Here is a 26440-nt window from a genome sequence, read left to right on the forward strand (position 1 = left end):
CAGTTGAACTTGCACCAGGAGATGCACTGCAGGGATCTATATTTCTAAAGGGCTAGGGTTATTGCCACAATAGTGGCCAGGCCAACACCCATCAATAGGCGCTTGTTTCTGTCATCAAAGTAGATCCCGCGGCGGTTCAAGAAATGCTCGACGATCGTCCAGCCATCCATGGGGGGCAGGGGGATGATGTTGGTTGCCGCTAGCAGGATCGAGCCTTGGGCCGCCACGAGTGTCGGCCAGTTTGGCGTAACGTAGTGAATGCCGAAGAACAATAGGCCGGTGGCCAGGGAGATCAGGGGGCCGCCCGCAGCGATGATCGCTCGGCGGTCTGACGGGGCCTTCTCATAATCGGAGCTGACCACATACGCCCAAAGCGGGATCAAACCGATTTCATGGATGATTCCTGATTTTCGGAACGAGAATAGCTTGTATCCACCGAGAATGAGTTTGTCTGGCTTAATACCGTAGCGTTGCATTGGTATTAAATGGCCGGCTTCATGGATCAAGAGCAAGAACACCAACATCAGCCAGATGACGAAAAATGCGATGGCGAACATCCCGATAGTTACCAGTGCGTCAGGCAGCATGGTTTTCTTTCCTAGAACATGATGCATGTGATTCTTTAGCAAAGCTTCAAAACCTTCAAGCCTATAGCCGCATATTTACCTGATGTGTGTACTGTGCAGTGCAAATTTTGCCTCTAGGGCTATACAGGCCCGTGTAATTCATTACAGGTGGTTATGAAACTACTCTGGTGAACGTATGAATACCTGTTTTCAGCTGGCGGCTTACGCTCGATCTCAATGGGCATTAGCTGTACTCCTCATGAAATCGCCTGAGAGCAATCAACTAGCAGCTAACGTATTTCAAGATGCAAAGAACGCTGCCTGGGGATACGGATGGGGGGCTTCTGAAACGCCGCATGCACTCCTCGAAGATATTCCGGAACTATTAAACGCTTTCTATGAAGGCAAATCCGCGCTTCAGCAAGACATGAAGCTAGCGGGCTAAATTAAATTCGAAAAAGGAACATGCATCATGAGCAATAATGAAGTTAAAGCTAATCAGTCCTCGCTTGATCTGTACGCAGTGACTCTGAACTGGGGGATGGCAGAAGAAGGCACTTACAGCGACAACGTCTTTGCGACGAGTCAGAACGAGGCTTGCTTGAAAATCGCTGAGGACATGGCAAATCAGCGTGAGTATGTTGACGAACTGGAAACCCCGAAAGAAAGGCAAGAGTGGATAGTTAGCCGAGCCTGCGACCTAGTGGATTGTCACTTTGTCGAAGATAGCCTGGCTGCCGATCTTGCTGCACTGTACGGTGACGTTTTGTTCCCGGATGGCGTAACGCGCTCGATTGATCTGGGTGCATTGCGAGCGCTGCTCGTTGAGCATCGTCACTGTTTGGTTCCGCCCGCTGAAGTCAAAGTCGTTGAACAGCTGGCCCTGCATACTGTGGACTCTGGCTATTGCCGGGTGTACTACAAGCGGCAGAACGGAGCACTGTGCTGCTTCCAGCTCGATACACGAAACACCTTCAAGCTCTATCACTGTTCGCGTGATGGTGAGCCGGAGCATGAGATCAGTCACCAGAACAAGGCAGTTTTTGCGTTACCTGAAGACAGTGGATGTTCTTTCGTAGCTAGCTTCCGTGCATGGTGGGAGCAACAGAGCCTGCAGCCTACTGCTTAGCTTTAACGATACCCGGCCACTCTTCGGAGTGGCTTTTTTATTGCCTGGCGAAAACTCGCGGCCCAAATATAAACGCCCCACTGGAAAGTGGGGCGCATGGTGAATCAGATTCCGGTCAGAAACCGATCGAAAGGGAGAGCGTTGCGACGTCCGAGGCTACGGCTTTGTCGCTGCCGAAGCGGTGACCGTAGGTGACGCCCACGCGGGAGGCTTTGAACGGGCCGGCAACCTGCAGGCCAACGCCGACTTCGTTCCAGCGCTCGGTGGTGTCCTGCTTCATGTCGAAGCGAGAGACGCCGATCACATCACCGGTCAGATCGTCTTGCGAGTTGTTCAGGCGGCTAACGTGCTTGATGTTGGCCGAAACAATGGCCTTGTTTGCCAGGTTCATGCTGGCGTTGAGGCCGGCGGTGCCGTAGATGTTCTCCTCAGTACGCTTGTCGAAACGCGCCGGGAAGGAGCCGCTGGTCTCGGTATAGGAGTCCAGTTTGGTGTTGAGGTAGTCCACGCCCAGGAACGGCATCACAGCGATGTTGTCCTGCAGGATGAATACGTAGCCGACCTGGCCCGAAACCGCACGCTGGCTGACATCCGACTTACCTTTCGATTCGTCGTCGCCGGCACCGGTTTTGTAGGAGCGTTTGATGGTGGCATCGCCTTCGGAAACTGCCACGGCGCCGCGGGCAAACACGCCCTTGCGCAGACGATTGCCGTACTCGACGAAAGCACCAATCGTGTTGGTATCGCCCTCTACGCGGTCGTCGTTGATCTTGAGCGAAGTGCTTGGTCCTTGATAGCCGATGCCGGCAACCAGGTCAGGGGTCAGTCGATATGCCGCGGTAACGCCGCCGTACACGTTGTCACCTTGGACAGTGCCCGAGTGATGGGTCATCTGGCTGCTGACGCTGACGCAGACGCCATTGGTATCGAAGGTCGAGCAGGTCAGTTGGTCCTGGACGAAGCCTTGCAGCTGATTCTGCATGGCTTGTGCGTACAGGGTCGCGTTCTGCAGAGAGTCGCCGAGGTCCAGCAAACCAATCACGCCAGTCGGCAGATTGGTAGCGCCAGCATCACCAGCGCTGGCGCCGGTATCGGTTCCACCAGTGCTGCCGGCATTTGCACCAGTACCGGTACTGCCAGTGCTGGCGCCAGAATTAGAGCTTCCAGTGGAAGTGCTGCCAGTACTCGATGAACCACCGGTGCTTGGGGTCGAAGTGTCGGTAACCGGAGGTGTAGTGACGACAGGCTCGGAGATCGGGCCGTAAGAGCGTGCTACGAACGGCTGCGACCGGCCGTTCAGGAAGCCCAGGCCGAAAACGGTGTTGCCGTCCGCGGACACAGCGGTAGCGGAGTTGAGGGTATTGTTTGCGAGCAGGGTGTAGGACGGGTCGTTGTCCTGCAGCCACTCAACAAGGGACTGCATGCCTGTCTCTGCGGTCCAGCGGAAACCCGAGTAGACACTGCCAGTGGTATCAGCCATACCGACGACTACAGCGCCGTTAGCAGATACTCCCTCAGCGATCGACATGGTGCCGTCGGTCAGCAGGCCCAGGCCCTGCATACCGGACAATTCGGACCAAATCATCGCTTCGACAGATGCGACCGATGACTGACTCGCGCCGACGATATAGGTGCCGTCAGCACTGGCCGCCAGGGCAATGGATTGAGTGCCGCCAGCCAGGGTGCCAAGACTCTCAGTGCTCCCGCCGTCTACCCAGCGAGTGGCGACATCACCATTCCCGGCACCGTTTTGGGCGTAGCCCACCACCACCTTCCCGTCAGCTGAGATGCCCATGGCATAACTGTAGGTGCCGTCGTTCAGGTAGCCCAGCTGGGTGATCGCGCCCGACAGATCCCAGGTAACCGCCGAACGGTTGCCGGTCAGGCCGTCGTCGGCGGAACCCGCGATGACGCTGCCGTCAGCCGATACAGCACGGGCTTCGGCCTCGGCGCCACCGTTCAAGAAATCCAGTGTGTGAATGCCGGTGCTGTCCCAGTACACGGCGGTCTCGTTGTCCGTGAGGCTGTCGACGGAGCTGCCGACGATGATGTCTGCTTCGTTCGATGCTGCGTACGCAGCGGCATTGGTGCCGAGGTTTGCCAGCAACTGCTTGCCACCCAGCAAGGTCCACTTGAAGGCCTCGGTGGTGTCGGTACTTGGGTCGTATTGGGCAGCGACAAGGGTGGAGCCATCACCCGACCCACCGATGTGAGGATCGTAGGTGATCGAGGAGGAGCCCAGCGTCGGTGCATACACGTCGATGCCGGCGTAAGCGGCATGCGCAGCGCCTGCGTTCATGGCCAGTGCGATGGAGGCGACCAGTAGGGAAATACGAGGCTTGAAGGGGGTTGCATTGTTTTGCATGGGCTTTCTTGTCCTGACCTTGTTAGGTGATAGCAATTGGATGGCCGGATAATACTTTCGGATTGCAAAACAGATCAACCAGTATCTTATACGTACGTGTTATTATTCCTTGGAGTGATACTCCTCCCATAGGGTCAGCGGTTTGCGTACCGGTGTTGTGCATCTCCTGTCACAAGGTCTTCGCAAGAGGCCGTCATCCCCACAGGAGAAACGTCATGCTGCAAATCCCTAAAGCGCTGCTCGAAAAACGCATCACTAAAGAGACCCTTCATCGCTCGGGTAAGCGGTTGCTCAAAGAAATCGCTGGTCGCCTGAAGCTCCCAGAAGCCAGCTACGACATTCGTTCGTGCAAAGGTGGTGATGGGGTGATGGGCGAAGTGATCCTGCATAGCGATCATCTGTATCTGATGGTTCATCTCGGATCCGGAAGCGTGCTTCGGGTGCTGTACCGAACCTGCGAAGGCCGTAAGGACTACTCAGGCGGTATGAACCACTATGCGTCGGTCTCTGAGTTGGCCAGCACTACCGCGGCTGAGCGCTTCATCGCGAAGCTGGACAAGCTCAATGAGTTGGGCAAGCGCCAGCACGCCTTCCAAGCAGCTTGATCAGGAGGTATAAATGTCTTCAGTACTCCATGAGTTCCCGGAGGCCTTCGCCACCCGCATCAACAAGATCCTGGAAATGCCGGACCCGGTGCCTGGGAATCGCGTGAACGGTTGGTTCGGTGGCTACGGGTGCCGCTGGTGCAAGTGCTCAAGAGCTTGGTTCACCGTGTTGCCATTTGACATGCAGTCGGTGGCGGAGACGGTGGCGAACATGTTCATGAATGCTGGGCTGCACGATGTGACAATCACGCTTGAAGGAGGCGTGAGCAAGGCAGACGGGGGCAAGGGTTACCAGGTCTCTGCTCGGCTCTAAACCGCTACACAGCCGCTCCTCTGGGGCGGCTTTTTTTTGCCTGTCGTTACAGCTGACTGTGCTGCATCTCAGATCAAGATGACTAACCCAAGAGGCGCAGCACCATGGACGTAATTGCAAGCAACGCAGCTGATACACAAGAAATGGCAATGACCGAAATCCTGGCAACTGGCGAGGAAAGGAAGCGGCCATATTCGTCGTCGGACATGGCCTTTCAGTTTAACGATGTGGAGATTCGCAACCCGTATTTTTCACCCTGCGGGACAGCAGTCGTTGACCCCGTCCTAGCGTATGGATTTGACGTCTTCCACACCGGTGGTGGGCGCATGGCACTGCGGAAGGAGTTCTGCAATGGCAACTACCTGCTGTTGTCGAACGAGATCAACCTCGCTGAACCGGAAGATTGGGATGAGTGCACGCTGGGGCTGTACGACGCCGACGGCGATCAGAAAGCCTTCTGTGAGCTCCGTGACGTCCCGTATGCGCAGTTCGGCCTGCCAGAGCATGAGGAGAGTCTCGATGATCCTGTGCGCTTGTTGTGTCCGTGCTGTGGCGCTCGAACCACCGGCCGGCAATGGCGGAATCAGGATGTTGGGCACGGCCTGTGCAGCACCTGCATCGAGAGTGTGCGTGCCAAGATGGCGGCAGATGAGTTCATCAAATGCTATGGCTACCAGGGCATCCACTTTGGCCTGTCGCAAAGCGCTCCCTCTCCACAACTGCTCGACGAGCTCGCTCAAAAGAAATTGCTGGCGCAGGACAGTCCGGATCAGCCAGCACTGGACTCGAACGCACTGAAGGACCGTTACCGTTCATGGGCGCAGGACAACCTCGCCAATGATGATCTGCAGGTGAATGACGGTGCTCAGGTAACGCTGTGTGATGACGGCGCATTTGTCGAAACCTGGACATGGGTGCCGCGTGATTCCCTTCCGGAAGCTGCTGCTCCTGGAGGAGAAACTCACTAACGCTACACAACCGCTCCCTCATCGGAGCGGTTTTTTTTCCCGGGCGCCAGCTGGGTTTGTAGGTCGCTGTGATTCATCCCGAAGCATACGACCAACCTCTCTGGAGATTGCCCATGGCAAGCAAACTAGCACGCTCGGTACCACCTACCATAAAACCAATGGCAGATGCATTGTGTGACGGCCACCGGTACCCACCGGCGGAGATGTTTCGATTCTTCCTCGGAGCGGTGATGGAGGTCTGGGGTTTCCAGCCCTGGTATCCCGTGCCGGATGATGTCCGCGGTAAAATAGGGCGGGTCATCTCGCTGTACGATCAGGCGGTAGCGAACGCAGAGCCTTTCCAGGACATCCTTGGGCCGCTTTATGAGGCGCTAGCAAGTCATGGTGGCAAGCAGATTCTGGGGCAATTCTTCACCCCCTGGTCTTTGGCATCCATGATGGTCAGGATGAGTGATAGCGATACCGACGTACCTCGCGCTGGCGGACTCAAGGCATGCTCCGATCCGGCCTGTGGCAGTGGGGTTATGCTGTTGGCAAAGGCAAATCACCTGCTCGAAACAAAGGGGCCTGGTGAGCTGCAACAATGGCTCTTCCATGCGTGCGATATCGACGGCATCTGTGCTCGCATGACTGCGATCCAGCTGGCAGCTAACTGCGCGGTCCACCGCGTGGTTGTAGGGGAAATAATTGTGCTCCAGGGCGACACCCTTTCTGCCTCAGACACCAAGCAGCGGATCTTGCACGCGACCTCACCGACGCTTATGCGTTCACGTCAAAACCCAATTCTGAAACTTGAGGTAGCCTCATGAAACTGTGGTACACGATCGCCGCGGCTGTAGCCTTCCTAGGGCTTGCGCATGCGGCAAATGCTTCAGAGGCATCTGCTGCTGTTCTGTCAGTTGCAACCTCAAAAATGTCCTCGGTAGCTCGCATCAATGGTGCAACTCGGCCAGTCATCTACGTCGGTCAGTTTTACGGCTGCGATTCGGTCTCGATTCAAAATGCGCCCGGGCGCTATGAGCACTTTCGTGTCTGCGGGAACCAGGTCACAGCTCGCAACACGGTGTCACCCAGCTGGGCCGAAGACGATGGTGCCGGGGATGTTCTCCGCGCCGTGGTCGATAATGCGGTTTTGTTTGGTGCGGCTTCACAAGTGGACCCCAATGGTTACCTCATCACCGCTCGTGCTCTGGGCTCAGCCCAGTACTCGTGCACCAATGTTGAAGTGATCTTGAGTTACGAAGGCGACCTAGTCGACAGGGCCTTGAAGAGCATCTGCTCTCATCGCCGTTAACCCACCATCAAACCCCGTCCTTGCGACGGGGTTTTCTTTTGGGCGGCTTTCAGAGGTCAATGGCTCGGGCTGAGGCTTGCTAGCGCCGTTGTGTCGGGTGGCTCCGTTTCATGTTGGCTGTGATGCATCTCACATCACTAGACCAACACCTGAGGGTACCGCTATGAATGCTTCCAACATCGCAAAGAGCTACACCGTAGAAACCCGCGCAACCAACGGGGCTGAAGATGCACCGGACGTTGCTGTCTTCAGCATCGATCAGGCTGCAGCGCAAGGCATCAGTGACCTGGCTCGCTTGGTCAATGAGAACGGACTCTTCAAGGTTGAAAAGTTCGATAGCACTGCGTCTTTCCATCAGTATGCACCTGGTACTGAGGAGGCGGACGAGCTCGGAGAGGAGAACGAGGTGCTGTTGAAGGGTGGTTGTCTGAACGTTGACTCAGCCAGCTTCTGGTTCTCGGGCTTCATCAGAAATTCAGACACCGAGGTGGTTACCGCTCGCCAGCCTATTGATGAGCTTCTCAGCCATTTCGGTCTGAGTGGAAAACTTACTGATGCCGAAGCTGACCAGGAACACCAGTACCTGGTTACCTGGAGCGTCGATGCTGAGGTAGTTGGTGGTCACCATGCTGCAGCTCAAGCTGTTGCTGCCCGCTATTTCCGCAGCGACATTGCGGCTGGTGAGCAAGACACGGCGTGCACCTTCATAGTGACCGCTCGCTCTGATAGTAAACCTGTAGAGATTGACCTCTCGGCCCGTCAGCACACTTGCTGAGTTCGGCATCTTTGGCGAGCACAAACCAACTGGTCGACTGTGACCGAGGAGAGGAGATCCTAAATGTCACCCTACCAGGAGCAGAAGGTTGCTGAACTCAAACGCCTGGGCTGGACCGAAGTCGGGAAACGTTATCTACCAGGTCCCGGCCGGAGGCCTGCGCAGCACGTGTACGAACTGTCTTGCTTGACTGGCAAGCTGCAGGTCTTCGTCCACCCTGCCGAGATGATCTACCTAGCCGCTTAACGCAACACCAAAACCCGACTTTGTCGGGTTTTTTTTGGCCCCGAATCTGGCGCGTGCGTGATGTTCGATGTGCGCCATCTCTACGCACTAGGCAAACAATCACGGGAGTAATACCGATGGCGCATACACCAAATCAGCAACGAACCGGTCAGAAAGCTCATGCCCTTAACAAGCTGAACTTCTGCCTAAGCAGGGCAAGGGAGAACTCTTTCTTCGCTCGCACCGAGCCGCACCACCAGAGAGCCGAGTACCGCCGGTTGCGTCGGGAATCGATTCAGGATGCTCGCTACTGGCACAGCCTTTACGTGGCGGCATAGGCAGTCCTCTTGCACAAACGTCAATGCGGTCAATGAACCTTCATGCCCAGGGGGGCGACTATGTTGCAAACCTACACTGCAGCCCATGGGGCTACCGTAATTCCAACCGGATTTCACCTGGCGCGAGTTTCAGGCGAGAAACCGAAGTTCAAATCCGATCCTGATCTGCGCGAGGTCGTCTTCTACCAGTGCTATCTGTCCCAGTGTCACGGTGAGAATGGCCTTGAGCCTTGCGAGTACCTTGCAGAGCGAAATCGCTACCTACTGAGCACTGCGCAGTACATGGTCAACACTGGCCTTTCCAGTAACCCGGTGATCCGGGAGTTGGTGCGGTCCGAGACTGAGGTTAAGTACCTGTCGGTCTAGACCGGATTAGCTACGAACGCAGTACCAACCCGACCAATCTAGGTCGGGTTTTCTTTTGAAAGTGAGGGTTGCCCGGGACTGATTGCGCCCTACATAACGATCAGCTACCATTTGCACGTTCGACCGTTTCAGTACGCGCCAAGTGGACCTCTCAACTCACTCGGCCACAAAAAGCCGCCATTTCTCAGGGCGGCTTTTTTTGTGCCTGCAATTTACCCTCGACAGGTTTTGCCCCCCAAAGCTTGTACGGCCAAATTTTTCTACACAGGCGTGTAACGCATTCCTGAGGTACCAGGTCTTCGCAACACCTGGCTACCAATCAGGAGAATCAAGCAATGCAAACCCAAACTGTAAAAGCCGTAGCTCAAGCGGACACCAATGACGGTTTCAACCAGTCGAAGCTTCCGATCGATCGTGAGTCGATTCGCTCGCGCCGGCTTCTGCGCCTGATCGAACTGGTAGAGGTGCTTCGCGTCCCGGACAACGATCGCACAATCTGGCAGATGCTGCTCGATGCTGGCGCAAACCCCGACTTCATCCTGTTGCGTGACTGCGACGATGATTCACGGCTCGCCCGCCGCCCCGCGCTGCAGGTGAATGTGAACACAAGCAAGCTGCATGGCTTTCTGGTGATCACTCACAACTCGGACGATACAGGCTTCAAAATCCTGCTCCAGGACAAGGGCCATTCGGTGGCTGTCAAAACGGTCAACGATGTTGTCGTGCGCAAACTTGCCGCAACGCTTGCTGATCTGATCGACGACGGCACCAGACGTGTTGAAATCCCTTCGCAGGGCCTGTCTACAAACGCTGTCATTGCCGGGGACTACCTGCTCAGTTCCTAAACGCTTCACCTGACCCACCGCTTGCGGTGGGTTTTTTATTGGGCGCTGCAAAGCATCCCCTGTGACCAAGAAGAGGGGGTTCAGATGACCATCACCGTACAGTTCAACCACAGTTACAAGCCTCACGGCCGCATTGTGTTCCGCTTAACCGGAGGAGGGGGGACGGCTCTTGTGGGCGTGCTTCACTTCGACATCGCGTTCGATATCGCCGAGGGATCAGGTTACCTGGCACACATCGGCGCCAATGGGTTTGAGGTGTTCGACACGGTCATCGATGCTGATCTACCTGCGGACCTTGCTCCTTACAATATCGACTACCACCTGCGCGCTAGCATCTGGCGTAACCCCGTTGCCGGCGGCACCATGATGGTGAGATTCATCCGACAGTGGCCAGGTTCTCATAGCTGGCTGGTCTACGGCTGTGCACCAACCTCACCGATCAGTGAGGTTGCCTATTCAGCGACGGGCCATGCTTGGTATGACGTGGGAGGGTTTGAACTTTCGCCCATCGTTGCGCCGGCAGAAGAGGCGGGCCTAAACATGGCACAACTGGCGACTATTCCCTCGGTATGGCCTGACTCGGTTGGAGTGCTTCACACGCTGTGCGTGATCCCTCTCAGCTGGCGCCCAGACTACCTAGCGTACTCGAAACTGCAGGTCGCGCTAGGCCGCGGAGAAATGAGTCGAGAGGCGTTCAAGGCACATGTGCTGAACCACGAGCGGCTACATCACCTCTGGTCGAATCCCAATGATGAATACCTAAGTTACCTGGTCCGCCTCGATGACCTGGGCGGCCTTCGCGAGGTAGCGCCGTACAACAACCAGCAACTGCGTGAACGCAAGGAGCTTAGCCGTATGGCCATGCTCTCTTGTCGCTGAAGCAAGCGTTATCGACCGGTCCTTGTGACCGGTTTTTTTATCCAAAAAAAACCGCTGACCTAGATGGCCAGCGGTGGGGTGTTACGTTGATGCCTCAGGCGAAGCTGCGAGTGGCATAGGACACGGAGTCCATACACGCAAACAAGCTATGCGCCTTTTGCTGGAAGAGGCACAAAGCGATTTGATTGAAATGAGTTTTCTCATCAGCGCTCGGCTCCTCATCGAAGGTGAAGCTGACGGTGCCGCCGTATTGACCGCGGTTGTACAGCGTCTCGATGTCAACCAGAGCGATGAGGCGACCGCCTCGCTTGATGTGACGCCCCTCAAACTCATAGTGTTGGTGCCGCAACAAGCCACGCGCTTTTTCGATGGAGATAGATTTGATTGTCGCAGAGCCATCTTTCTGCAGGGTGATTTCGAATACCTGCAAAGCCTCCTTCATGTCGAGCGCGCACTCCACAAACTCAGTGAGCTTGGGATGCAGGCTGAGCGACGCCAGGTGTGTGCCGTTTTCGCGGATGACCCAGACGTAACGACCGCCGACCGTTCCAGTCTTGGTGAGGTGATCCAGGTCATACTGGTAAAAGTCTTGTTTGTATGACTGAAGAAGGCAGTCATCCGCCTCAACGATGGCACGCATTTGCTCGAACGCTGGTTGAAATTGCATGGGGTCTCTCCTTGAAAGGCTTTTCATGATGCAAGGAGATGCACCACAAGCATGTAGAAAGGAATTTGTAGGGGCGTGTGCAGCATCTCCTGGGGTCAGTTAACAACCAACATTTGGTGAGCCCTCATGTGCCCGAACGATTCCAAGATCTCTCTGCAAGCAGTGGAAAAACTCCTGAGCGACGTCTATGCGTATGACCAGGAACTCAACGACAAGGAAGTATCCCCTGATGGGGACAGCTATAACGATCTCTTACACATGGTCACGCTCCACCTGTCCGCAATGACAGAGGCGGCCCGGGGTGGCGGCCCGCTTCACCAAGGAGGCACGGCTCAACCAGTAGAGGCAGCGCCTGCAGTCGTTCAACCGGTAGCCGCAACCGGCTCTCTGGTTGCCGTGGTGTTGGCTGCCATCGTTGGCCGGTTGTCGTTGAGCAATATCCGGTCGATTCTGCAAGCTTTTGAGCGCTGCTCACAGGAGCAACTCAACGGTAATGCAAACTCACAGCTGATCGCCGGCAAGGCGCTCTCTACGGTCATCTCGCAGGGCGTCGATGCGATGGTCGCCAGCGATCGTAAATACCTTGAGTCTCTGCTGGCGCCGCAAGCGTAAGCAGTCAACCCTACGAACCCGGCGCTGCCGGGTTTTTTTCGTCTGCACAATGAGCTCCGAGCGGGTAGGCTTTCACATCTACGCGACACCACTGAATTCGCGCCGCTATCTTGGCGATGCTGCGGTATGCCCAAAATCAGCCACCACGACGGGCATTCAGGCAAGAAATCGTTGTCATCAGTCAACCTTGCCGTTGCCGAACGATAACTCGGCAATCTCTTTCCAGGCCGATCTGTTCCCTTCCAGCCAGTCTGCTGGATCTTCACCTGCAAACAACTTTTGCAGCCAGTCCGCTTCGCTTGCCAAACGAAGATAATACTGAGGGTGATGTGCGCCTGGTTCGGTGCTCTTCTCAGGCTCTTCATACCGATAAGCCTTTAGGATACGGTCCCCGCAGTTCGTCTTCAAAAACCGGATGAACCGATGCAGATTGCCATGTCCTCCAGCGCCCATACCGCGCTTCAGGTTGAAGTGCTCGTAGATGAAGCCAGTGGCATAGGCCTGTTTGGCTCGATCGTGCCGGACGCACAAAATCATTCCATCCAATCGTCCTCCACAGACGCGCAACAGGTGGAAGGTGACCTCTTTGCTGTCCCTTTCGTACAGGAAAAACTCGCTGTACTCGCTGCCAATGTTTTTCGCTGGAAACATCGGCCCCACACCACTCTCCAACCAGTCCTGTGAGCCGCTCGACCAAGCTATTACGCGATCGAGCATGTCGAAAGATGGAGAAGCAATCCCATCAAGGCAATCCAGCAGGTGAGCAGGGGTTTCCTCACCAATCAGGCGGGCGATACCAGCCAGTGTGGGAGCGTGGCCAGGGAAGAAGACCTGGTCCTTGCGCAAATGTGCAAACAGCAGGTCCAGGCGATCACCTACACCTTTCTGCCAGATCTGCCGGAGGGTCTGGTTCGGTGCAGGCTCAGGCTCCAAGGTAGAGACGTAGGTTTGCAGAATTGCTCGAACCTCCCCCTCGATCGAGCGGTTGTTTTTCTCAGCTGACTCACAAATTGCTTCGTAAATGTGGTCCGGCAAATCCCGGATTCCGACTCTAGCCATAACCAACGCCTCCTAATGAAACCCGACACTGACGCCATAACGACGTCATTATGGCGTCATTTATACACAAGAAATACGGTCAAAACGAGGGCGTTTTGATGTAATTTGATTTTTGTGGGTCTGCTAGGCCTGGAGAAGGGGGAGAATCCGAGTCTGCGCTGCCCAACCACATCCGCTGGCCGCCTTCTCGAACCTCTCTTGCGCCGCATTGAGGGCTTATCAAGGCGGCATCGGTAACCCTGCGGCAAACGCCATTGTGGTCCGGGTTGGGGAAGGGGTTTGGGGAGCAATGGAACCAAAAACCAACGTAAGCCCTACCACCTGCGCTCGGTGCCTTCTTCCCAGGCATCCGCCTCGATGAAGCAGTTGCGCATGTCGGCTTCCTGGCTGATCTCGGTCAGCAGGTCGTGCACGGTCTTGTCCAGCTCGTCGTCGCTTCGATACGAAATGGCCAACTCGTAGTGGCCCGACTCCAGCCGTTTCATGCCGTAGGGTTCCAGGCAGTAGCGCTCGATGTTCTCCTTGGCCCGTTTCCGGCCGCGCACGAACTTGCTGTTATTCACCACCGCCAGGCGCAGGGTGACGGTGGCCACCCGCTCGACAGCGGGCGGCTCTGCCGGCGATGACGACGAGGCCGTGATCTGCTGATCGCGTGACCGGGCGCTCTTCTGGTATGCGCCGATCTCGACACCCCGGTGGCGCAGGTAGCTGTACAGTGTGCTCTTGGAGATGTGTAGCTTCTCGCCGATGGCGCTGACGCTCAGGCGACCCTCGCGGTACAGCGTTTGCGCCGCCATGGCGGTGGCCTCGGCCTTGGCGGGCAGACCCTTGGGACGGCCACCGATCCGGCCCCGCGACCGTGCGGCCGACAGGCCCGCCTGAGTCCGCTCGCGGATCAGCTCGCGCTCGAACTCGGCCAGCGAGGCGAACAGGTTGAACACCAGGCGGCCTTGGGCATGGGTGGTGTCGATGGGGTCATTCAGGCTCTGCAAGCCGACCTTACGCTCTGCCAGCTCGCCGACCAGCTCGACCAGGTGCTTGAGCGAGCGCCCGAGGCGATCCAGTTTCCAGATCACCACGGCATCACCCGGACGCACGTTGGCCAGCAGTTTGTCCAGTTCCGGACGGGCGCTTTTCGCGCCGCTGGCGATGTCTTGGTAGATGCGTTCGCACCCGGCCTGTTTCAGGGCATCGACTTGTAGGTCGGCTTTCTGATCCCGAGTGCTCACTCGCGCATAACCGATCTTCATCAAAAGTACCGTTTACTCGACTACGTTAGTAATAGTTGAACTTTGATAAAGCGTACCAGTTATTTGAACCGTAGCGTGGGGAGCTTAACGAACCGAGCCATTCCTCGATAGAGTTCGGCAAAACCTTGGTTTTCCCGAACTAACCAGACGCCACAAGGGTTTGCGGGCAGGCGCTGGGCTTAAGTGCACTTTCTGTTCCGTTGCTCCCCAAACCCCATCTGCAACCGCTCGCCCGGCAACAGTTTCACTCGCATTGCCTGTTGCGCCACAATGCGTTTGCGGCTCGTAGCCGGCGGCTCACCCGTGATCAAATGATCATGAAATTGCGTGTTCATACCTTCACCCCTGGCCACTCACATTCACATGGCCTGCGCCACCATTCGGTGCACAGGCCGGCGCCATGCCCTGTTGTGTGGCTCTTTTCCCACCAGAACAACGGCGCCGGCCACATCAACCATGGGTAAAAATTCTTTACCTGTAGTGATTTTCGGGCAATTCATCAAAGGAGCTACCTCTGTAGGGGTAGACCTGAATATGCTGGCATGATCCGTGCATTTTCACTCACGTTTAGACCCATGTGGCCGCTCTGATCCCGACAACAGGATTCTGTGGAGATAACCATGAAGAAACGCGTAGCCATTATTGGCGCAGGCCCGAGCGGTCTGGCCCAACTGCGAGCCTTCCAGTCAGCCGAAGCCAAGGGTGCCGACATACCCGAACTGGTCTGTTTCGAGAAGCAGTCCGACTGGGGCGGCATGTGGAACTACACCTGGCGTACCGGCCTGGACGAAAACGGCGAGCCGGTCCACGGCAGCATGTACCGTTACCTCTGGTCCAACGGTCCCAAGGAATGCCTGGAATTTGCCGACTACACCTTCGAGGAGCATTTCGGACGTCAGATCGCCTCCTATCCGCCGCGCGAAGTGCTTTGGGACTACATAAAAGGCCGTGTCGAAAAGGCCGATGTACGCCAATACATCCGCTTCAACACCCCGGTGCGCAACGTTAGCTATGACGACAGCACCAAACTGTTCACGGTCGCTGTCCATGACCACAACACCGACACCACCTACAGCGAGACCTTCGACTACGTGGTCTGTGCCAGTGGGCACTTCTCCACGCCGAAGATGCCGGAGTACGAAGGTTTCTCCACCTTCGGTGGCCGCGTCCTGCATGCGCACGACTTCCGTGATGCATTGGAATTCAAGGACAAGGATATTCTCATCGTCGGCGCCAGCTACTCGGCCGAAGATATCGGCTCTCAGTGCTACAAATACGGTGCACGCTCCATCACCAGCTGCTACCGCACAGCGCCCATGGGCTTCAAATGGCCCGCCAACTGGGACGAAAAACCGGCGCTGACCCACGTCGACGTGGATACTGCCTACTTCAAGGATGGCAGCAGCAAAAAGATCGACGCCATCATCCTTTGCACCGGCTACCTGCACCACTTCCCCTTCCTTGCCGACGACCTGCGCCTCAAAACCGACAACCGCCTCTGGCCGCTGAATCTCTACAAGGGCGTAGTCTGGGAGGACAACCCGCAGTTCTTCTACGTGGGCATGCAGGACCAGTGGTACTCCTTCAATATGTTCGATGCCCAGGCCTGGTTTGTGCGTGACATTATCCTTGGCCGCATTCCGCTGCCCGCCAAAGAGGACATGACTGCCGACAGTCTGGCATGGCGCGAGCGGGAACTGGCACTGGAAACCGCTCAGGAGATGTACGAGTACCAGGGTGCCTACATCCTCCACCTGATCGAACAGACCGACTACCCCACGTTCGACATTGATGGCGTCAACCGCACCTTCCTCGAATGGAAGCAGCACAAGAAGGACAACATCATGACCTTCCGTGACCACTCCTATCGCTCACTGATGGCCGGCACCGTACAGAGGACTCTGACATGAGCAACACCCCCGTTACCCGTTTGCCCAACCGCCAGGCCAAGTCGATCACAGACCCCTTGCCGGACTGGACCGCCGTGGCCGGCGACCCCAGCATGACCACCTGGATCGAATACACCGCCGATGACGGCAGCATGATCAGCGGCTGGTGGGAAGCCACCCCCGGCACCTGGCATGCCAAATATGAGAGCTGGGAATTCATTCACCTGATGGAAGGTTCGGCGATCATCACGCCAGAAGGCGGCGAGCCCGTGGAAGTGGGCCCCGGCGACGCCTTCGTCATTGAAAAGGATTTTGTTGGCACCTGGGAAATTACCGCCCCGATCGTGAAGCACTTTGCGATCAAGCTGAAATAAGCGCTCACCTGTTAAAGCCCGACCGCCCGGCAGCAGGACCACACACCTCTGCCGGGCACCCTTACACTTCGTTGTTCTTCTCTTGCATGCCGCTTGGCTGAAAGCCCTGTGCCTCTAATTCTGATCCAATACGACCACACACTGGTTATTGGCAAAAGCCCCCTTTGCACTGAGGGTTCAACGGGTCATTGCAACACTCCGCACCTTGCGGACGGTAGCGGGAATTGGCCAGTCATTCCGAGTACCACGGTACCTGTGGACAAGCTGCCCTAAGTTTCTGTGGTTACCTACAATATATTGAAGGCCTTGAGCCGATGGTGCTTGTTTTGTCACGTGACTGTGCTTATTTGTGACTGGCAACAGGCGGGAAAATCGTTCAGTATCAGGAAACTATGGATCGGCCGTTGCAGGATACTGCGCACGGCATAGCTGCAAAACGCGCATGCTCGTTTTCACCGGAAGAGAATGACTGTGATATCTCGATTTATCCATTCTCTTCAGGTACCTACAACAGCTCTACAGTCTTCGACTGAGAGCAAATATGCGCATGCGCAGTATTCTAAGGAAGCTGCGAATAAGTCCGCCGCATGGGATAATGCCCGCTGCATACGATTGAGGACGCACCGATGGATCAGCAACTTACATTCGCGGACAGCGAGTTCAGCAACAAGCGCCGTCAAACCCGCAAGGAAAAGTTTCTGGGCCGAATGGACAAGCTGATCCCGTGGGCGCGTCTCGAAGCCGTCATCGACCCTCACTATCCCAAGGCTGGAAACGGCCGTCGGACGTACCCCTTGTCCACCATGTTGCGCATTCACTGCATGCAGCAGTGGTATAACCTCAGTGACCCCGCCATGGAAGATGCGCTGTATGAGATCGCGTCCATGCGGCTGTTTGCTCGATTGTCATTGGACAAGGCCATCCCCGATCACACCACTATCCTGAACTTCCGTCATCTTTTGGAGCGCCACGGTCTGGCTCGACAGATTTTTGAAGAGGTAAACCAATGGCTGTCTGAAGCCGGAGTCCTGCTGAAAGAGGGCTCACTGGTCGATGCCACCATTATCGAAGCTCCCAGCTCCACCAAAAACAAAACGGGCGAACGCGATCCCGAGATGCACCAGACCAAAAAAGGGAATCAATGGCACTTCGGGATGAAGGCTCACATCGGGGTTGATGCCCGCACCGGCATCACGCACAGTTTCACGACAACTGCGGCAAACGAACACGACCTCAATCAAGCCGACCAGCTTCTGCACGGTGAAGAAACATTCATCTTTGCTGATGCGGGTTACCGGGGCGCCGAAAAGCGAGACAAGCTGAAAGATGTCAGCGCGGATTGGTACATTACCGAACAGCCAGGGAAGCTGAAGACACTGAAAAAACACCCTCGGACTTTTTATGTGTGGAATCGTAGGTCTGTACCTGAAGAACCCGGCGCTGGAGAACCAGCTCGGCGCGCTCTTCGAACCCATGTTGCTGGCCATGACCGACCGTGGCCCGGACAGTGCCGGCTTCGCCATCTACGGCGATGAAGTGAAGGATGGCTGGATCAAGCTGACCCTGCAGAGCACTGAAGCCGGTTACGACTTCAAGGTTCTCATGGGCGAGCTGGAAGGTCGCCTGGGCTGCTCGCTGGACTGGTTCCAGAACGCCAGTGCTGCGGTGCTCAAGACCAATGCCGAAGAAGCGGCGGTGCGCGCGGTGATCGCCGAGCTGGCGCCGGCCGTGCGTGTGATGAGCGTCGGCCAGAGCATCGAGATCCTCAAGGGCATGGGCCTGCCGAAAGAAATCTCCGAGCGCTTCTCGCTGGCCAAGATGAAGGGCAGCCACATCATCGGCCACACCCGCATGGCCACCGAGAGCGCGGTGACCATGGAAGGCAGCCACCCGTTCTCCACCGGCCAGGATCTGTGCCTGGTGCATAACGGTTCGCTGTCCAACCACTTCCGTCTGCGCCAGGAACTGCGCCGCCACGGCATCGAGTTCGAGACCGAGAACGACACCGAGGTCGCCGCCGGCTACCTGACCTGGCGCCTGCGTCAGGGCGACTCGCTCAAGGAAGCGCTCGACCATTCGCTGGAAGACCTCGATGGCTTCTTCACCTTCGCCATCGGCACCCGCGACGGCTTCGCGGTGATCCGCGACCCCATCGCCTGCAAGCCGGCGATCCTCGCCGAGACCGACGACTACGTGGCCATGGCCTCCGAATACCAGGCCCTGTCGACCCTGCCGGGCATCGACAAGGCCAAGGTGTGGGAGCCGGAGCCGGCGACCATGTATATCTGGGAACGCAGCGCCTGATTTCGCGATTTTGGAGACCGAACCATGAAAACCATCGACCTTTCCAGCGCCACCGTGCGCGACCTGAACCAGGCCCTGCATGACCAGACCAAGACCCTCACCGAGCGTGAGTGGGTGGTGAGCAACCCGGGCGGCAAGCACAACCTCGCCGTGGGCCTGAACGAAGCACTGAGCGTGGAGATCGACGGCCACGCCGGCTACTACTGCGCCGGCATGAACCAGAAGGCCAGCGTCACCATCCACGGCAACGTCGGTGTCGGCGTGGCCGAGAACATGATGAGCGGCATGGTGCGCATCAAGGGCAGCGCCTCACAGGCGGCCGGTGCTACCGCTCATGGCGGCCTGCTGGTGATCGAGGGCGACGCCGGTGCGCGCTGCGGTATCTCGATGAAGGGCGTCGACATCGTCGTCGGCGGCAACATTGGTCACATGAGTTGCTTCATGGGCCAGGCAGGCAGGCTCGTCGTCTGCGGCGATGCCGGTGATGCACTGGGCGATTCGCTCTACGAGACGCGTATCTACGTCAAGGGCACGGTCAAGTCGCTGGGCTCGGACTGCATGGAGAAACACATGCGTCCCGAGCATCTGGAAGAACTTGCCGAACTACTCAACCGCGCCGGCTTCGACGAAGACCCGGCCAGCTTCAAACGCTACGGCTCGGCTCGTCAGCTGTACAACTTCAAGGTCGACAACGCTTCGGCGTACTGATCGCGCACCCTGCCCGAAGAGGAATTTGCAATGAGCGAAAAAATCACCCCGGTGCTGCGCGAGTCCGCCACCTTCGACCGCCTGTCCATACAGGAAATCCAGCGTGCCGCCGAGACTGGCATCTATGACATCCGCGGCGGCGGCACCAAGCGCAAGCTGCCGCACTTCGATGACCTACTGCTGCTCGGCGCCTCCATGTCGCGCTACCCGCTGGAAGGCTACCGCGAGAAATGCGGTACCGACGTGGTGCTGGGCAACCGCTTCGCCAAGAAACCGATCCACCTGAAGATCCCGGTGACTATCGCCGGCATGAGTTTCGGTGCGCTGTCGGCCCAGGCCAAGGAAGCCCTCGGGCGTGGCGCCACCATTGCCGGCACCAGCACCACCACTGGCGACGGCGGCATGACCCCGGAAGAGCGCGGCCAGTCGCAGCATCTGGTCTATCAGTACCTGCCGTCGCGCTATGGCATGAACCCGGATGACCTGCGCAAGGCCGATGCAATCGAGATCGTCCTCGGCCAGGGCGCCAAGCCGGGCGGCGGCGGCATGCTGCTGGGCATGAAGGTCACCGAGCGCGTGGCCGGTATGCGCACGTTGCCGATCGGCGTCGATCAGCGTAGTGCTTGCCGTCACCCGGACTGGACAGGCCCTGACGACCTGGCGATCAAGATCGCCGAGATCCGCGAGATCACCGATTGGGAAAAACCCATCTACGTGAAGATCGGCGCCAGTCGCCCGTACTACGATGTCAAGCTGGCGGTGAAGGCCGGCGCCGACGTGATCGTCCTCGACGGTATGCAGGGCGGCACCGCGGCGACTCAGGAGGTGTTCATCGAGCACGTCGGCATCCCGATTCTCTCGGCCATCCCGCAAGCCGTGCAGGCCCTGCAGGAGATGGACATGCACCGCAAGGTCCAACTGATCGTCTCCGGCGGTATTCGTACCGGCGCCGACGTGGCCAAGGCCATGGCCATGGGCGCTGATGCCGTGGCCATCGGCACCGCCGCGCTGATCGCCCTCGGTGATAACCACCCGCGACTGGACGAGGAGCTGAAGAAGATCGACTCGGCCGCCGGCTACTACGACGACTGGCAGAACGGCCGCGACCCGGCCGGCATCACCACCCAGGACCCGGAGCTGTCCAAACGCCTCGACCCGGTCGCCGCCGGGCGTCGTCTGGCCAACTACCTGCGCGTGCTGGTGCTGGAGGCGCAGACCATGGCCCGCGCCTGCGGCAAGTCGCACCTGCACAACCTCGACTCCGAGGATCTGGTGGCGCTGACCGTGGAGGCCGCCGCCATGGCCCGCGTACCGCTGGCCGGCACCAACTGGGTACCGGGGCAATTGCAGTACTGAGTCCGCCAGCGCAAATGAAAGGGCCGCAACGCCTGGCGTTGCGGCCCTTTTTCGTCAGCGCGATATTCAGCCGCGACGTTTTTCGTAGCGCACATCACGTTCATCGACGGCGCCCGCCAGCACCCAACCCTGCTGACAGCAGAAACCCTTGGCGTGAATGCTTTCGTGGCCATCGGTAACCAGCCAGATTGCCGGTGGCGTTCGAACAGCGCGTGTTCCTCCGTACGCAACAGACCGCTTTTCAGCATGTGGACAAAGCGACAAGACGAACAACTCGCAGGCCATGACGACGCTGAGTGCTGGCTGTGCAGATTGAAGGAGCTCGCCTCCTGCTTGGTGCGCTGCAAGCTAGTCAATGACTGCCGTCTGGGCGGAGCGGGCAAGGCCTAGTGGCCAAGGCCGCCACTCCGGTTCTAGCCGGTTTCTGCACCCTTCAACAGTCGTCTTCAGAAATCCTCCTAGTGCGCTGAGACGGCGCGCTTCGCCCCGCACTTGTGCATGTTCAGGACGGCATGACGACTGCCTTGTGGCTTACCCCCAGGATTGGCGCGTGATGCGAAATTGGCACATTTCATGCTTTCTCTGTGAGAGCAAAAAGTTCTTCAGGGGAATTTTCTCTGGAGCAAACCGACCATCGCCTTGCGCTCACCCGGAGGGTTTCCGATGACAGCATCCAGTGCCGAACCCATGTTTAGTACCCCACGTTATGCCCTCGAGGCGTCCAGGCATCCAGCCAGTCGCCGTCTTGTGGTCGCCCAGCAGGCCAGTGACGCCGCCGCGCTGCTCGATGATCCGGCCCCGACTCTGCTGCTGTGCCTCGGCGAGGCGCTGCCGGGCAGTGTCGAGCAGGAGAGTCTGCCCAGTTGCGAAGCGCTTTACCTGCGTCTGCAGATGCTGCTGGAACAGGCCCAGGCCGGCACCCGGCTGTACGTCTGTGGCGATGAAAGCTTCCTCTGGCACATTCACAGCCTGGCGCGGCAGGCCGGCCTGCTCGGCGATGAGATCGAACTGTTCAAGCAGGGCACGCGTCGCCGCCTTTACTGCGTGCACTGCGGGCATTTCCAGGACATCGGCAGCGAAGGCGAGTGCACCTGTGGCCAGTGCCGGGTGAAGTTGTTCGTCCGCGAGCATTTCTCCCAACGCCTCGGCGCCTACATGGGTGTCTGCATCGACCCGGATAGCCCCTATGCGCCGGAGGTGCGGTCATGAGCGCGATGATCGAGGTGCAGGTCACCGACGTGCGTCAACTGACCCCGGTGGTGCGCGAGTTCAGCTTGCGCGCTATCGACGGCTCGCTGCCGGGTTTTTCCTGCGGCAGCCATGTGCAGGTGGTGTTGCCCATCGAAGGGCGCACGCTGCGCAACGCCTATTCGCTGCTGGGCGATCCGCGCGAGACCGGTGTGTACCGCATCGCCGTGCGCCTGCAGGAGGGCTCGCGTGGTGGCTCGCGTTACCTGCACGAGCAGGTGCGCGTCGGCGACCGATTGCAGATCGGTGCGCCGAGCAACCTGTTCGCCCTGCATTCGCAGGCCCGTCACCACATTCTGGTGGCCGGTGGCATCGGCATCACACCCTTCATGGCCTATCTGGCTGAGCTCGGCGCGCAAGGTGCTTCGTTCGAACTGCACTACGCCTACCGCAGCGGCCTGACCGACGCCTACGCCGGCGAGCTGCGCGAACGCCTGGGCGAGCGCTTTCATGGCTACGACGCTGCGGCCGGCCAGCGCCTGGACTGCACCAGCCTGTTCGCCGGCAAGCCGCTTGGCAGTCACCTTTACGTCTGCGGCCCGCAGCGCCTGCTCGATGAACTCAAGACTTTGGCTGGCGCCCACGGCTGGTCGGACGGGCGCCTGCACTGGGAGGCCTTCGCCGCACCCGAGCCGGGCCAGCCCTTCACCGTCGAGTTGGCGCGCAGTGGCCAGCGTCTGCAGGTGCCGGGCGACCACAGCCTGCTCGAAGCGCTGGAGGCCGCCGGTGTCGAGGTGCCCAACCTGTGCCGGGGCGGGGTATGCGGGCAATGCACCACGCGCTACCTGAGCGGCGAGGTGGAGCACCGCGATCACTACCTGGATGAGCAGCAGCGCGGTGAGGCGCTGATGCCCTGCGTTTCCCGTGGCGGCGGCTCCGGCACGCTGCTGCTCGATTTGTAGGTATCGCAAGGCCGCCCAGGCCATGCGCATCACAACGATTGAAACGGTGCGCACGACGCACCCTACTGAGGAATCCGCCATGCCCGTCGTAATGAAACCCGTGGAAACCTACCGGGACGATTTCACCTTCAGCAACAGCCCCGAGGCCATTGCCCGTTTTCCCTTTCCGTTTCCCGAAGACAGCTACATGTACTCGGTCAACATCGAACCGGCCACGCCGCGTGAGCCGGGTTCGGTGTTCGAGCACTGGTTCGACATCGACGAGCACTACATTTCGGAGATGGCTGAGCGTGCCTGCGTGCTGGAGAAGGACCCGCAGCGTTGCCTGGTGATGCCGCACATGGCCCAGGCCGCCTGGGACACCCTGGAAATGCTGATGGAGCACCTGGCCGCCGACTACCCCGAGCATTTCGCTCTGGAGCGAGACGGTGATCAGTGGTTGTGGATCAACCGCCCGCTGGGCATCGAGCAGCGCTTCACCTTCGGCGATGCCGGCACGCTGCCGTTCGAGCCGCTGGAGTACATCACGCGCCAGGCGCAGGGTGACTTCGCCGTGCTCGACCAGCGTGACGGCGACTTGTTCATGGACGCTGGCATGGTCACCTGCGCGCCGGACTGGTCGATCAAGTTCGACGCCGGCATGAGCTTCAAGCAGTGGCATGCCCCGGTGCCAGGCGTGGCGCATCAGCTCGGGGTGTTCGACCGCGCGCTGAAGTACCTGCTGAACATCCAGGTCGGCCATCCGGTGCGCCGCCTGAGCTGGACCATGACCATCAACCCGCGCCTGGACACCTCCTCGGAGACCTTCCACGAATGGGGCCATGAGCGCGGCCTGGTGACGCCGGAGAACGTTGCACAGCTGGTGCACCTGCGCGTTGAGCTGCAGTTCATGCCACGCCTGCCGCGCAGCAATGCGCTGCTGTTCGGCATTCGCCACTACCTGATCAGCCTGGAAGAACTGGCCAGCAACCCGGCCTGGGCCTGCCGCCTGCACCGCGTATTGCGCGACCTGCCGGACGAGATCGCCGACTACAAGGGCCTGACCCGCTACCGCCAGACCGTAGTGGATTGGCTGCGCCAGTTCGACCCACAGGCCAAGGCTGCCTGACCTTCACTGAGTTCCCTCTCCCCGGCCCCTTTCCCACACGTGGGAGAGGGGAGACAGAACCCAGCCTGCGTGCGCAGGCTCAACGACGAACAACAGGAGACACTGACATGGCCAATTCCTGGCGTATTTCCGCCCTTGCCGCGCGTCACCGTGCATTGGGTTCCACGCTCTAAGATTGGAGCGGCATGGGCACCGCCTGGACCTATGCCAGCGACCTGGCAGACGAGCACGAGGCGATCCGCACCCGCGCCGGCCTGATGGACGTATCCGGGTTGAAGAAGGTGCACTACGTCGGCCCGCATGCCGAAAGCCTGCTGGAGTACGCCACCAGCCGCGACATCTCCAAGGTTTACCCGGGCAAGAGCGTCTACGCCACGATGCTCAACGAGGCCGGCAAGTTCGTCGACGACTGCGTGATCTACCGTACCGGCCCCAACGCCTTCATGGTGGTGCATGGCTCCGGCAACGGCCACGAGATGCTGGTGCGCTCGGCCCAGGGCCGCCAGGATGATCGTCGCCGGCATCGTCGGCCTGAAACTGGCCAGCCACGAGACGGCGTAGGAGTTGAACATGCATGTACAGGTATTGCAGCACGTGCCTTTCGAAGGTGTCGGCAGCATGGCCGACTGGTTCCAGGCGCGCGGCGCCACACTGCACTACAGGCTCTTCGCATTTAAGGGTGTAGCTGATTTCTAAACCCTTAAATGCGAAGAGCCCAACAACCTACAACATTCTTGGTGAGACGGAGCAATACATGAAAATCGAAAACAGAAGCGTGGAGTTCATTCCAGAGAATGAGCGTTATGGTTCGGCTAAACGTTTGTTCACCATATGGTGCAGTGCCAACATGCAGGTCACCACGATGGTGATCGGCGCGCTGGGCGTGGTGGCGGGGCTGAATCTTGGCTGGACATTCATTGGGCTGATTCTGGGCAACCTAATCGGCTCCATCTTTATGGCGGCGCACTCCGCGCAAGGCCCGCATCTGGGGATTCCGCAAATGATCCAGAGCCGGGCGCAGTTTGGCGTGATCGGCGCTGGCGTCCCGCTGGCCATCGTGGTTCTGGCCTACATTCTGTTCACTGCGGCTAATGGCGTGGTCATGCGGGATTCGATCAAGGCGGTGGTGCCGGTCTCGGATAACAACGCGATCATCCTATTCAGCATACTCACGCTTATCGTCGGCTTTGTGGGTTATGAGCTGATCCATAGGATCGGCGCTTGGATGAGTGCCTTCTCGAGCATCATTTTCGCGCTGGCCGCCTATGCCGTTCTGCAACACGGTCTGCCGGACGGCGTGTGGCTGCTATCGGCAAGCACTTTCAAGTTCGCTATTTTCTGCCTGGTTGTAACGCAAGCAGCTTCCTGGACGCTGGGCTTCGGCCCCTACGTGGCCGATTACTCCCGCTACCTACCAACCTCCATATCCACGCGATCAACGTTTTGGTACAGCTACTTGGGCATCGTGGTGGGTTCCACGCTACTCATGCTGCTGGGCGCCGTCATGGCCGCCACCGCAATGGACGTTACCACCGACCCCGGTAGCGCTATCGCCAAACTGTTCCCTGGGTACGAGGCTATGGCGTACTACGTGATCATCATCGGGGTGCTGCAGTGGAACGTGATGAACCTATACAGCTCGTACATGTCCACCACTACGATCTTTACCGGCTTCAACGGCACCTCGCGGATCAGCCTGTTGACCAAATTCGTCATCATGGCCATTGTCGCTATCATAGTGACTTGGATCGCCATCGCCGCTCAATACAACTTCAGTGCGTACTTCAGTGACATCCTGATCGGTCAGGTGTATGTGCTGGTGCCTTGGAGCGCTATTAACCTGGTGGACTACTACCTGATCCGCAAGGGCCGCTACAGCGTGGCGGCGATGTACGACGTCAATGGCATCTACGGAAAATTTAACTGGAATACCTTGCGCATCTACGCCTTCACCGTGGTCGTACAGATTCCGTTTATGGAGTTGTCTTTCTACAAGGGGCCGATCGCTCGCATCGTCGGCACGGACATCTCGTGGCTGCCCGCGCTGGTCATTCCGGGCGTGCTTTATTACTTCGTAAACCGCAGCAAACAGCTGCATTTAACACCCTTTGGAAAGGCCCACTCGGCTGCCTCTGCCATCGCTAATATGAAACGAGCATGAGCAAGGCTGATACCCGCACGCCGCTGTCCCTGGTGTTCGAAAAATCCAGCGTCGTAATGGTGTCCACGGGTTTGTCGACAGCGTTTATTCTTGCAGTTAACTGTAAAAATCAAACACGTGGAATTTCGATGAAG

The 26440-nt window shown here is 58.2% G+C and carries 26 protein-coding genes and 2 pseudogenes; 23 read left to right on the top strand and 5 right to left on the bottom strand.

Annotation, left to right across the window (positions count from 1 at the left end; genetic code table 11):
• Positions 1 to 44: 44 nt before the first annotated feature.
• On the bottom strand, positions 45 to 587 hold the full coding sequence (locus APH34_RS24110) for a M50 family metallopeptidase (protein ID WP_054903276.1): 543 nt from the start codon (positions 585 to 587) through the stop codon (positions 45 to 47).
• A 175-nt stretch (positions 588 to 762) separates the two neighbouring features.
• Between APH34_RS24110 and APH34_RS29390 the strand changes: the two genes are divergently transcribed.
• Together APH34_RS29390 and APH34_RS29395 are read left to right on the top strand one after the other, a co-directional pair.
• Complete coding sequence (locus APH34_RS29390; protein WP_128637225.1) at positions 763 to 1011, top strand: hypothetical protein; 249 nt, start codon at positions 763 to 765, stop codon at positions 1009 to 1011.
• 27 nt (positions 1012 to 1038) lie between these two features.
• A complete protein-coding gene (locus APH34_RS29395; RefSeq protein WP_039614970.1) occupies positions 1039 to 1695 on the top strand; it encodes a hypothetical protein in 657 nt (218 codons plus the stop codon).
• Between the two features lie 115 nt (positions 1696 to 1810).
• On the opposite strand, the gene APH34_RS24120 is transcribed toward APH34_RS29395, so the two are convergent.
• Complete coding sequence (locus APH34_RS24120) at positions 1811 to 4060, bottom strand: autotransporter domain-containing protein (protein ID WP_039614969.1); 2250 nt, start codon at positions 4058 to 4060, stop codon at positions 1811 to 1813.
• A 215-nt stretch (positions 4061 to 4275) separates the two neighbouring features.
• Between APH34_RS24120 and APH34_RS24125 the strand changes: the two genes are divergently transcribed.
• The 9 genes from APH34_RS24125 (at position 4276) to APH34_RS24170 (ending at position 10668) form a co-directional block, all read left to right on the top strand.
• Entirely contained in the window at positions 4276 to 4665 is a 390-nt protein-coding gene (locus APH34_RS24125) for a hypothetical protein (protein ID WP_004574510.1), read from the top strand.
• A gap of 13 nt (positions 4666 to 4678) precedes the next feature.
• A complete protein-coding gene (locus APH34_RS24130; RefSeq protein ID WP_004574511.1) occupies positions 4679 to 4978 on the top strand; it encodes a hypothetical protein in 300 nt (99 codons plus the stop codon).
• A 149-nt stretch (positions 4979 to 5127) separates the two neighbouring features.
• Complete coding sequence (locus tag APH34_RS24135; RefSeq protein WP_144000591.1) at positions 5128 to 5946, top strand: hypothetical protein; 819 nt, start codon at positions 5128 to 5130, stop codon at positions 5944 to 5946.
• Between the two features lie 113 nt (positions 5947 to 6059).
• Entirely contained in the window at positions 6060 to 6755 is a 696-nt protein-coding gene (locus APH34_RS24140; RefSeq protein ID WP_052261101.1) for an N-6 DNA methylase, read from the top strand.
• A complete protein-coding gene (locus tag APH34_RS24145) occupies positions 6752 to 7240 on the top strand; it encodes a hypothetical protein (RefSeq protein WP_054903278.1) in 489 nt (162 codons plus the stop codon). The genes APH34_RS24140 and APH34_RS24145 overlap by 4 nt, the downstream gene beginning before the upstream one ends.
• A gap of 163 nt (positions 7241 to 7403) precedes the next feature.
• Entirely contained in the window at positions 7404 to 8015 is a 612-nt protein-coding gene (locus APH34_RS30080) for a hypothetical protein (RefSeq protein WP_232860080.1), read from the top strand.
• Positions 8016 to 8078: 63 nt separating this feature from the next.
• Positions 8079 to 8261 (top strand): hypothetical protein, encoded by a 183-nt coding sequence (locus APH34_RS24155; protein WP_004574530.1) that lies wholly within the window; start codon positions 8079 to 8081, stop codon positions 8259 to 8261.
• 1018 nt (positions 8262 to 9279) lie between these two features.
• On the top strand, positions 9280 to 9789 hold the full coding sequence (locus APH34_RS24165; protein ID WP_039614965.1) for a hypothetical protein: 510 nt from the start codon (positions 9280 to 9282) through the stop codon (positions 9787 to 9789).
• Positions 9790 to 9873: 84 nt separating this feature from the next.
• On the top strand, positions 9874 to 10668 hold the full coding sequence (locus APH34_RS24170; RefSeq protein ID WP_054903279.1) for a hypothetical protein: 795 nt from the start codon (positions 9874 to 9876) through the stop codon (positions 10666 to 10668).
• Between the two features lie 94 nt (positions 10669 to 10762).
• Here APH34_RS24170 and APH34_RS24175 read toward each other — a convergent pair whose 3' ends face one another.
• Positions 10763 to 11335: a hypothetical protein gene (locus tag APH34_RS24175; protein ID WP_023662270.1), complete on the bottom strand. Its 573-nt coding sequence runs from the start codon at positions 11333 to 11335 to the stop codon at positions 10763 to 10765.
• 126 nt (positions 11336 to 11461) lie between these two features.
• Here APH34_RS24175 and APH34_RS24180 point away from each other — a divergent pair, with 126 nt between their 5' ends.
• Positions 11462 to 11947: a hypothetical protein gene (locus tag APH34_RS24180; RefSeq protein ID WP_023662269.1), complete on the top strand. Its 486-nt coding sequence runs from the start codon at positions 11462 to 11464 to the stop codon at positions 11945 to 11947.
• 177 nt (positions 11948 to 12124) lie between these two features.
• Here APH34_RS24180 and APH34_RS24185 read toward each other — a convergent pair whose 3' ends face one another.
• Together APH34_RS24185 and APH34_RS24190 are read right to left on the bottom strand one after the other, a co-directional pair.
• Positions 12125 to 13006 carry a hypothetical protein gene (locus APH34_RS24185; RefSeq protein WP_023662268.1) on the bottom strand — a complete coding sequence of 294 codons (882 nt, stop codon included), beginning with the start codon at positions 13004 to 13006 and terminating at the stop codon, positions 12125 to 12127.
• Between the two features lie 314 nt (positions 13007 to 13320).
• Positions 13321 to 14256, bottom strand: a complete 936-nt coding sequence (locus tag APH34_RS24190; RefSeq protein WP_003089068.1) for a recombinase family protein — start codon at positions 14254 to 14256, stop codon at positions 13321 to 13323.
• Positions 14257 to 14876: 620 nt separating this feature from the next.
• Here APH34_RS24190 and APH34_RS24195 point away from each other — a divergent pair.
• The 11 genes and pseudogenes from APH34_RS24195 (at position 14877) to APH34_RS24245 (ending at position 26306) form a co-directional block, all read left to right on the top strand.
• Positions 14877 to 16166, top strand: coding sequence for an NAD(P)-binding domain-containing protein (locus tag APH34_RS24195; protein WP_082422875.1), 1290 nt, complete (start codon positions 14877 to 14879; stop codon positions 16164 to 16166).
• Positions 16163 to 16519 carry a cupin domain-containing protein gene (locus APH34_RS24200; protein WP_031639052.1) on the top strand — a complete coding sequence of 119 codons (357 nt, stop codon included), beginning with the start codon at positions 16163 to 16165 and terminating at the stop codon, positions 16517 to 16519. Before APH34_RS24195 ends, APH34_RS24200 begins: the two co-directional genes overlap by 4 nt.
• A gap of 626 nt (positions 16520 to 17145) precedes the next feature.
• A pseudogene (locus APH34_RS24205) lies at positions 17146 to 17913 on the top strand (IS5 family transposase); the annotation flags it as partial.
• Between the two features lie 7 nt (positions 17914 to 17920).
• The gene (locus tag APH34_RS24210; RefSeq protein WP_054903280.1) at positions 17921 to 18823 is read left to right on the top strand and encodes a glutamine amidotransferase family protein; all 903 of its coding nucleotides are present in this window, start codon (positions 17921 to 17923) and stop codon (positions 18821 to 18823) included.
• Between the two features lie 24 nt (positions 18824 to 18847).
• On the top strand, positions 18848 to 19531 hold the full coding sequence (locus tag APH34_RS24215; RefSeq protein WP_054903281.1) for a protein glxC: 684 nt from the start codon (positions 18848 to 18850) through the stop codon (positions 19529 to 19531).
• A 30-nt stretch (positions 19532 to 19561) separates the two neighbouring features.
• Complete coding sequence (locus APH34_RS24220; protein WP_054903282.1) at positions 19562 to 20887, top strand: FMN-binding glutamate synthase family protein; 1326 nt, start codon at positions 19562 to 19564, stop codon at positions 20885 to 20887.
• Positions 20888 to 21550: 663 nt separating this feature from the next.
• The gene (locus APH34_RS24225) at positions 21551 to 22096 is read left to right on the top strand and encodes a dimethylamine monooxygenase subunit DmmA family protein (RefSeq protein WP_054903283.1); all 546 of its coding nucleotides are present in this window, start codon (positions 21551 to 21553) and stop codon (positions 22094 to 22096) included.
• Positions 22093 to 23037 (top strand): PDR/VanB family oxidoreductase, encoded by a 945-nt coding sequence (locus APH34_RS24230; protein WP_054903284.1) that lies wholly within the window; start codon positions 22093 to 22095, stop codon positions 23035 to 23037. The genes APH34_RS24225 and APH34_RS24230 overlap by 4 nt, the downstream gene beginning before the upstream one ends.
• Before the next feature lie 79 nt (positions 23038 to 23116).
• A complete protein-coding gene (locus APH34_RS24235; RefSeq protein ID WP_054903285.1) occupies positions 23117 to 24145 on the top strand; it encodes a DUF3445 domain-containing protein in 1029 nt (342 codons plus the stop codon).
• A 107-nt stretch (positions 24146 to 24252) separates the two neighbouring features.
• Positions 24253 to 24651, top strand: a pseudogene (locus APH34_RS24240) (aminomethyl transferase family protein); the annotation flags it as partial.
• 248 nt (positions 24652 to 24899) lie between these two features.
• Positions 24900 to 26306 carry a cytosine permease gene (locus APH34_RS24245; protein ID WP_054903286.1) on the top strand — a complete coding sequence of 469 codons (1407 nt, stop codon included), beginning with the start codon at positions 24900 to 24902 and terminating at the stop codon, positions 26304 to 26306.
• Positions 26307 to 26440: the final 134 nt, after the last annotated feature.

It is taken from the genome of Pseudomonas sp. NBRC 111131, assembly GCF_001320525.1.
Lineage (GTDB): Bacteria > Pseudomonadota > Gammaproteobacteria > Pseudomonadales > Pseudomonadaceae > Aquipseudomonas > Aquipseudomonas ceruminis.

What these genes read in the sequence shown, in the direction of transcription:
- APH34_RS24220 (WP_054903282.1), top strand. Translation starts at nt 19,562, where the DNA reads ATGAGCGAAAAAATCACCCCGGTGCTGCGCGAGTCCGCCACCTTCGAC.
- APH34_RS24135 (WP_144000591.1), top strand. Translation starts at nt 5,128, where the DNA reads ATGACCGAAATCCTGGCAACTGGCGAGGAAAGGAAGCGGCCATATTCG.
- APH34_RS24130 (WP_004574511.1), top strand. Translation starts at nt 4,679, where the DNA reads ATGTCTTCAGTACTCCATGAGTTCCCGGAGGCCTTCGCCACCCGCATC.
- APH34_RS24165 (WP_039614965.1), top strand. Translation starts at nt 9,280, where the DNA reads ATGCAAACCCAAACTGTAAAAGCCGTAGCTCAAGCGGACACCAATGAC.
- APH34_RS24125 (WP_004574510.1), top strand. Translation starts at nt 4,276, where the DNA reads ATGCTGCAAATCCCTAAAGCGCTGCTCGAAAAACGCATCACTAAAGAG.
- APH34_RS24120 (WP_039614969.1), bottom strand. Translation starts at nt 4,060, where the DNA reads ATGCAAAACAATGCAACCCCCTTCAAGCCTCGTATTTCCCTACTGGTC.
- APH34_RS24155 (WP_004574530.1), top strand. Translation starts at nt 8,079, where the DNA reads ATGTCACCCTACCAGGAGCAGAAGGTTGCTGAACTCAAACGCCTGGGC.
- APH34_RS24170 (WP_054903279.1), top strand. Translation starts at nt 9,874, where the DNA reads ATGACCATCACCGTACAGTTCAACCACAGTTACAAGCCTCACGGCCGC.
- APH34_RS24210 (WP_054903280.1), top strand. Translation starts at nt 17,921, where the DNA reads ATGTGTGGAATCGTAGGTCTGTACCTGAAGAACCCGGCGCTGGAGAAC.
- APH34_RS24175 (WP_023662270.1), bottom strand. Translation starts at nt 11,335, where the DNA reads ATGCAATTTCAACCAGCGTTCGAGCAAATGCGTGCCATCGTTGAGGCG.
- APH34_RS24180 (WP_023662269.1), top strand. Translation starts at nt 11,462, where the DNA reads ATGTGCCCGAACGATTCCAAGATCTCTCTGCAAGCAGTGGAAAAACTC.
- APH34_RS24235 (WP_054903285.1), top strand. Translation starts at nt 23,117, where the DNA reads ATGCCCGTCGTAATGAAACCCGTGGAAACCTACCGGGACGATTTCACC.
- APH34_RS24195 (WP_082422875.1), top strand. Translation starts at nt 14,877, where the DNA reads ATGAAGAAACGCGTAGCCATTATTGGCGCAGGCCCGAGCGGTCTGGCC.
- APH34_RS24145 (WP_054903278.1), top strand. Translation starts at nt 6,752, where the DNA reads ATGAAACTGTGGTACACGATCGCCGCGGCTGTAGCCTTCCTAGGGCTT.
- APH34_RS24190 (WP_003089068.1), bottom strand. Translation starts at nt 14,256, where the DNA reads ATGAAGATCGGTTATGCGCGAGTGAGCACTCGGGATCAGAAAGCCGAC.
- APH34_RS24140 (WP_052261101.1), top strand. Translation starts at nt 6,060, where the DNA reads ATGGCAAGCAAACTAGCACGCTCGGTACCACCTACCATAAAACCAATG.
- APH34_RS29390 (WP_128637225.1), top strand. Translation starts at nt 763, where the DNA reads ATGAATACCTGTTTTCAGCTGGCGGCTTACGCTCGATCTCAATGGGCA.
- APH34_RS24110 (WP_054903276.1), bottom strand. Translation starts at nt 587, where the DNA reads ATGCTGCCTGACGCACTGGTAACTATCGGGATGTTCGCCATCGCATTT.
- APH34_RS24230 (WP_054903284.1), top strand. Translation starts at nt 22,093, where the DNA reads ATGAGCGCGATGATCGAGGTGCAGGTCACCGACGTGCGTCAACTGACC.
- APH34_RS24185 (WP_023662268.1), bottom strand. Translation starts at nt 13,006, where the DNA reads ATGGCTAGAGTCGGAATCCGGGATTTGCCGGACCACATTTACGAAGCA.
- APH34_RS24215 (WP_054903281.1), top strand. Translation starts at nt 18,848, where the DNA reads ATGAAAACCATCGACCTTTCCAGCGCCACCGTGCGCGACCTGAACCAG.
- APH34_RS24245 (WP_054903286.1), top strand. Translation starts at nt 24,900, where the DNA reads ATGAAAATCGAAAACAGAAGCGTGGAGTTCATTCCAGAGAATGAGCGT.
- APH34_RS24225 (WP_054903283.1), top strand. Translation starts at nt 21,551, where the DNA reads ATGACAGCATCCAGTGCCGAACCCATGTTTAGTACCCCACGTTATGCC.
- APH34_RS29395 (WP_039614970.1), top strand. Translation starts at nt 1,039, where the DNA reads ATGAGCAATAATGAAGTTAAAGCTAATCAGTCCTCGCTTGATCTGTAC.
- APH34_RS30080 (WP_232860080.1), top strand. Translation starts at nt 7,404, where the DNA reads ATGAATGCTTCCAACATCGCAAAGAGCTACACCGTAGAAACCCGCGCA.
- APH34_RS24200 (WP_031639052.1), top strand. Translation starts at nt 16,163, where the DNA reads ATGAGCAACACCCCCGTTACCCGTTTGCCCAACCGCCAGGCCAAGTCG.